Annotated in this window: 7 protein-coding genes; 1 reads left to right on the forward strand and 6 read right to left on the reverse strand. The window is 63.2% G+C overall.

Annotated elements, in window-relative coordinates:
• Positions 1 to 99: 99 nt before the first annotated feature.
• Positions 100 to 348 (reverse strand): ANTAR domain-containing protein, encoded by a 249-nt coding sequence (locus ACX80N_RS14825; protein ID WP_240615132.1) that lies wholly within the window; start codon positions 346 to 348, stop codon positions 100 to 102.
• Between the two features lie 725 nt (positions 349 to 1073).
• Positions 1074 to 1814, reverse strand: coding sequence for an ANTAR domain-containing protein (locus ACX80N_RS14830; RefSeq protein ID WP_459340002.1), 741 nt, complete (start codon positions 1812 to 1814; stop codon positions 1074 to 1076).
• A 1040-nt stretch (positions 1815 to 2854) separates the two neighbouring features.
• On the opposite strand from ACX80N_RS14830, the gene ACX80N_RS14835 reads away from it, so the two are divergent.
• Entirely contained in the window at positions 2855 to 3517 is a 663-nt protein-coding gene (locus ACX80N_RS14835; protein ID WP_459340003.1) for an ANTAR domain-containing protein, read from the forward strand.
• Between the two features lie 234 nt (positions 3518 to 3751).
• On the opposite strand, the gene ACX80N_RS14840 is transcribed toward ACX80N_RS14835, so the two are convergent.
• The 4 genes from ACX80N_RS14840 to ACX80N_RS14855 form a co-directional block, all read right to left on the reverse strand.
• Positions 3752 to 4123 carry a DUF3060 domain-containing protein gene (locus tag ACX80N_RS14840; RefSeq protein ID WP_157940238.1) on the reverse strand — a complete coding sequence of 124 codons (372 nt, stop codon included), beginning with the start codon at positions 4121 to 4123 and terminating at the stop codon, positions 3752 to 3754.
• Positions 4110 to 4361, reverse strand: coding sequence for a hypothetical protein (locus tag ACX80N_RS14845; protein WP_459340004.1), 252 nt, complete (start codon positions 4359 to 4361; stop codon positions 4110 to 4112). Before ACX80N_RS14845 ends, ACX80N_RS14840 begins: the two co-directional genes overlap by 14 nt.
• Positions 4362 to 4722: 361 nt before the next feature.
• Positions 4723 to 5133, reverse strand: coding sequence for a MarR family winged helix-turn-helix transcriptional regulator (locus ACX80N_RS14850; protein WP_459340014.1), 411 nt, complete (start codon positions 5131 to 5133; stop codon positions 4723 to 4725).
• The gene (locus ACX80N_RS14855; protein ID WP_459340005.1) at positions 5133 to 5450 is read right to left on the reverse strand and encodes a DUF3040 domain-containing protein; all 318 of its coding nucleotides are present in this window, start codon (positions 5448 to 5450) and stop codon (positions 5133 to 5135) included. The genes ACX80N_RS14850 and ACX80N_RS14855 overlap by 1 nt, the downstream gene beginning before the upstream one ends.
• Positions 5451 to 6000 lie beyond the last annotated feature (550 nt).

Here is a 6000-nt window from a genome sequence, read left to right on the forward strand (position 1 = left end):
CGTCCGTCGGCAGAGCACCATTGGCTGCGGCTGCACTCCGGGAACAGGCACCGTGATGCTGACCGTGGTGTCACCCGTGATGCTGGCCTGAAGGTGGGGTCAGGTCCGGTCTGCCTCCGCTCCCGAGTAGATGAACTGTTCGGCGACCTGCGCAAGTTTGCGGTTGGTGCGAGAACTCTCGTCCTGCAGGATCGCGAAGGCGCGCTCGGCACTGATCTTGTGCCGCTCCATCAGGATGCCCTTGGCCTGCCCGATCATGTCCCGACTGTTGACAGCTTGATGAAGCTGTTGTGTCTTGTCGATCTGTCGTTGCAGGAGGGCCTGCGTGGCGTCCAGCTTCCGCCGCAAGTCGGCATTCTCGTCCGGTTCCTGCCCAGTCGCGTCTGCGGCTTCGCTGGTGTGAAGGGTTGCTTGCCGACTTCGTTCGGGACCGGGGTGTGAGGTGAGCGGCAGCCCTGTTGCAGGTTCGGGTGGTCCGAGGGTGTATTCAGCTGCACTCGGCTCAGATATGTGATGCCCGCCCACTATCACCGCTTCACTGCGACGCTGAACGGGTGCTGGACGGGTACTCGAGTGCGCTGCTGCTGGCAACCATCACGGCGGTCACCGCCTGACGGTCACTGAGGTGTTCGACTGGTGCAGGGCGGGACAACTTGAACGAATCACGAGTGCGGCGGCGCGGCGGGCAAGCGGTGGAGTGATCGGATGTGTATGACATGAGGGCCCCTGGTAGGCACGGCGGTAACGGCTCGGTGCCAGGGTCTGGGGCAGCATCCCCAACCATCCGGGTTCAACGAGCCGGAGTCAAGCAGGCCCGGCAGGATCGGAGCCGACGCGTCTGGGAGTGAAGAGTCGGTGCTGGGGCATCATGGAGTGTTCCGGTCACCATCCGCGACATTGCCGGAACCGGAAATCGGTGGCCGGAGGTCGAGGACGCGGACACAGCCCAGGGCTATCGGACGGCGCACCTTTTCCCGATACGCGTCGGGAGCAAAACCATCGGTGCGACGTGGGGAGTCCCTCCGGGCCTCGAGACGCCGGCGCACGAAGGGGTATTCATCCCGGTGGCCGGATCAGGGTTGGAAGTGTGTTTCCGGGATCTGCTGCCCGATGGACTCGACGACGGTGGCCGCGACCTCGCGCAGTTTCATGTTGCGCCCACTGGACGCCGCTTTCAGGACCGTCATCGCATCGTCGTGGCTGCACCGATTCTGGGCCATGATGATGCCCGCGGCAACATCGATCGTGGTCCGGGAGTCCAGGGCCTCCGTCAGGTGATAGTTCGTGGCGGTCAGGTGCGCGATATGAACGGCTACACGCAGCAGCTTCGACGCTTCCTTCCCCAGCGCCTGAGCTACGCCGATGATGTCCGGATCAAACACATCCGGGGCCGTCGCGTACAGGTTCAGGCCCGCAGCGGCATAGCCTTCCAGGGCGATCGGCACGCCCAAGGCCGACCGGATTCCGTGACTGGAAATAGCCGCCGCGTACTCACCGAAGCGATCCTCAGCCGTGAAGTCCCGAACCACGTAGATCTGTCCTTCACGAGCAGCACGCAGGCAAGGACCATCATCGAATGCGAGCTGCACCTCATCGAGCCTCTTCGCTTCCTCACTGCTGCTGGCGACGACACTTCTGCTCTTGGGTCGCAGCAACGTCACGCTGCAGAACACATCGCGGATGGTGGAAGAAAACGAACCTGCCGCGAACACGGCGAGCCTGTTCAAGAATTGTTCGAGGTCAGCGCTGTCCAGGACGAGATCCTGAAGCTGTGCCGGCTCACTCGTGCCGTGATCAACACTCCCTAACGTCATCTGCCATGTCCTCTCAGGGAAATTCCTCGTTCTGCGCCTGAACGGGCAGCTGCCTTCGCCCATCAACAGTAGCCGCTCAGCCGTGCGCTCAAATCGACACCAGTCAGCGCGCTGTAGGTCTCGGAGGGTGCGCCGGCAACACACCGCACGGCCTGAGGATCCCTGGCTTCTCGTCCGGTAGCTCTTCCGAGTGCATGACGCTCCCGGGCGGCGCGGAGTCTGAGGTCCCGTTCGTCGGTCGCGGTGAAGGTTCGTGGGTGGTCGTCGATCAGGCACAGCGGGCCGATGCGCCACCCGTCGCTGCTGCAGATCGGGTGACCGGCGTGGAAACGCGGGCGGGGGGCGCCAGTGTCTAGACGCTCCTGCGAAGGGATCGGTGCTGTAGTGGGCGCCGTCGATGGGCAGATCACGGGCGGTGATCAGTTCGTTGATGGCGTGTGCGATCAGGTCCCGGTCGAGGACGGGCTGAACGTGCTGCACATCCCCTTCCCGGCCGTCCGGGCGAATCGCGCCGGAACACGCTCACGACCGATTCCAGACCCAGCAGCCCACGACACTCGACGGAGATGCCCCGGCTGGTGGCGTGACAGGCACAGCATCACTGAACGGTACGAGATCGCAACCATAGGTGAACCGTTCGACCGGAAACACCGGGCACATACTGAGTCATGACTGCTCACCCGAACGCTGACGGCAACGACGCCTACACCGGCACGAGCGACCGACCAGCAGACCCTGTCGTCACACCCCGCCATGGACGACGGTCGAGAAGCTCCGGCGGGCCGGAATCGAACAGCACTCTGCGGAGGCTGACACAGCGACGCTCCGAGCTGCAATCCAAACTCAATCTTCGCCTCATACGACGGAACAAGCCCGACAAGTGAGCCCTCGGTCCACCCACTTGTGCGAGGCGCGGGTCGGCCACCTTCTGGCACATCACGGGCCGGCGGCCCGAGGGTTTGGTGTGCACTGTTACTGTGCTCTTTTGAGGTCCGGGTTAAGAAGCCAGCCCGGATCAGAGTTCGTCGAACGGTATTGTCATGTCCTCCACCGTTGAGCCTTCTGTTCCCCTGTCCAAGGCTGTGTCCAGTGTCGAGTACTTCATCGACTGTCCGACCGGCACCGTGGAGCACTACTTCGCCGACGACTCCTACAACTGGTCGGATGAGCTGTATCGGATCCACGGCTACGAACGCGGCGACGTCGTCCCGACCCTGGAGCTCGGCATGTCCCATGTCGACCCCGCGGACCGGGAGGCTGTCCGGGCGTTCTGGAACAAGGTCACCACAGTGGGCGGACCGTCCTCGATCTATGCATCCCTGCGTGACCTCCATGGGCGCACCCGCAAGCTCCTCATCTCCGCGGACCTGATTCTCGACGACGAGCAACCGGTCGGGGTGTGGGGCCTGGTCGTGGACCTCACGCAGTCGATCCACGCCGACACGCACCGGATCGTCAACGAAGCGGTCGCCGCCTCTGCGGTCAGCCGGGCCGTGATCGAGCAGGCCAAGGGCATCCTCATGGGACGCGCCGGTCTCAACGCCGCCGAAGCGTTCGAACGCATCAGCTCCTACAGCCAGCACACCAACCGCAAAGTCGTCGTCATCTCCCAGGAAATCATCGACCGGGCCGTGAAGCTCACCCACCGGGACCAGCATCATGGCAGCGACACGGCCCTACGGGACCTCTTCCGGGGTCTCTGACCCGTCGTCATACCGGCACTTCGAGTGGCTCAGGTCGATGCGCCGCCTTGCCTGCAAGCTCTCCGCACAGGTCTGGATGTAGAGGGCGCTCGTATCTTCCGCGCGGGCACACCGGGCAGGAACATGACAGGGAATGAGCAGCAGCTCAGGAACTGTTCGTGCGGACCTCGTCGGTGTGACCCGGATCGAGCCGGCACAGGACAGCGAGGCAGTTCTGAGGGATTGTGACCAGGGTCAGGCTGCGGCGACGGAGTTGTTGCCTTCGGTTTCGATGACCGGGTCGCCTGATTGGTAGGTCACGGTGTTCTCGTCGCCTTCGACGTTGATGTCGCTGGTCTCCTCGACCTCGATGGTGTTGGTGTCTCCGTCGACGCTCACCTCAGGGACTGACCCTGTTGTGGCAGTGTTGCCGTCGCCTTCGATATCGAGCGTGTCGGCGTTGCCGCCGGTGATCGTGTTGTCGTCCCCGTCGATCTCGATGTCCTCGCAGTCGCCGGTGATCGTCAGGTCGACGTTGTCGGTCTCGATATCGATGTCTCCTCCGCCTGTGCATTCCACCGTGACCGGGTCTGTGGAACTGGTGATCTTATGCTCAGCACCTGCCACGAGTGAGATCGTGGCCGCGCCACCAGCGGCACCGGATGCCGAGCCTGTAGCCGATGCTGTGGCTGTCGCCGATCCAGAAGCGGTAGCCGACGAAGTAGCAGTAGGCGTGGCTGAGGAAGTTGCTCGCGACGTCGCCGATGGGGAGGCCGAGCTGGAATCGCTGGTCATCGGAGTCGAGGTCGACGTCTCGTCGCTCGACGCGGTGGTCGCAGCGTCGGGGCCGGAGCCTGTGGAACATCCCGTCAGGAGCAGAAGAGCGGAGGTGATCAGTCCGACGTGAGTGAGGGTGTGGTTGTGGGGCTTCATCGCTTCTCCCTGGCTGACATGGTGCGTGCTGGGTGACTGCTGTTCATTGCGGTCATGCTGTCGGAAACCATCAGGCTGTGAGCCTACGCGCCAGGCACGTCACTCGACCCTCCCGCGTGAGAAGCGGATTACGCATCGACAATGCGCTGACCAGAGGTTAGCGAATGCCGCCCACCCTGAGGTATCAACCGGTGGTGGGTGAATCCCTGGTCCTGCTTGCTGTTATAACCACTGCTGCGGACGGGGTGAGAGGGCCTCGCCCGTGGTGGCGTCGCGAACAAGCGATGCGGGCATCACCCCGGTTGCTGTGCGGCACGGTTGATGATCGCGGTCAGGGGAGGGCGCAGGGCTTCGATGTCCGTCGGTAGTTGAAGCGTTCGCAGGCGTTTCTGCGCTGCGGTGAGGAGGGTACGGCCTTGCTCGGTGATGCTCACGGATACCTGATTGTGAATGAAGCCGCGTTGCCGGGTGATCCACCGCCTGGCCTCGAGTGTGGTCAGGACGGTGCCGAGGGTTTGAGAACGGACAAGAACCAGGCGGGCCAGTTCGGACTGCATCATAGGGCTTCGCTCGTTGAGGTACTCGAGGATGTAGAAGCCGAGCTGGGGTAGCCCCAGCGTCTTGAGGTAGGCCGCTGATTCCCGTCGGACGGCCCTGGCCGCTACCGATAGGAGCTGCAGGGAGGACAGGGAGTCAGGGTTCATCACGCGACGTCCTTGGACATCGGGGCTGCGGCCCTGGTCAGCTGACCCTTGCGCCGGGGGTGTTGAAGTCGTGTTCCGCCGACGATCATCAGAACGAATCCCAGAACACCAAGGAGCAGGACCTTCACGAGGACCGCGAGGATCACGACAGAGAATGCGACCAGCACGAAACCCAGGGCAAGGATCGAACAGGCCAAACCCATCGTGCGGTGCCTGATCCCGCGATCCCTGGTCGGCTGTGCGACTGTGGGAACGTCGGGTGTCAGCTGCCGCTCGAGCTCACGCCATTGACGGCGTTCCTCCGCTGATAGAGGCACCTCGTCCTCCCTTCCAGTCTTCGGTCTCCTGTGGCGAACTCCCCACGGCGTCGGGTGGCATCGAGTGCCATCGCGGGTGCGCAAGGAGAACTACCCCGGTGGTCCCGTCCGTCGTCTCGAGACGAGTCGAGGCCGGGTTCCCAGGCGCCCGGCGCCACCGACGAATGTCAACCCCACACTAGGGGCTGTGAAACCAAGAAGGCAAGCAGGCTTATTATCAGTATGCTTAGGAGCACGATCGTAGAGGCTGTGCCTCTGCGAAGGGGTTATGAAAATGCTCCTTCAGCGCCTCGATGCTGGCGAACGATCATCCTTCCACCCCCGGCCTCCCAGCCTTCAAGGGCGGATCTGCCGACGCTTCGGCGAAGGGGCACTGCGAACGATTGAAACGAAGCATCACCTGCATGACTGAAATGCAAAGGATTTGATATGGCAGAGCACAACACAGCGGGAGCGAGCACCCCGAGGAGCAGACGCAATGACGTCGTCGCTGCGCAGAAGGAACGCTTCGGCGGCATCAAGTTCGGGTCCGCGTTCTTCGGCTGGCTCA

This window comes from Arthrobacter sp. MDT2-16 (assembly GCF_054510925.1).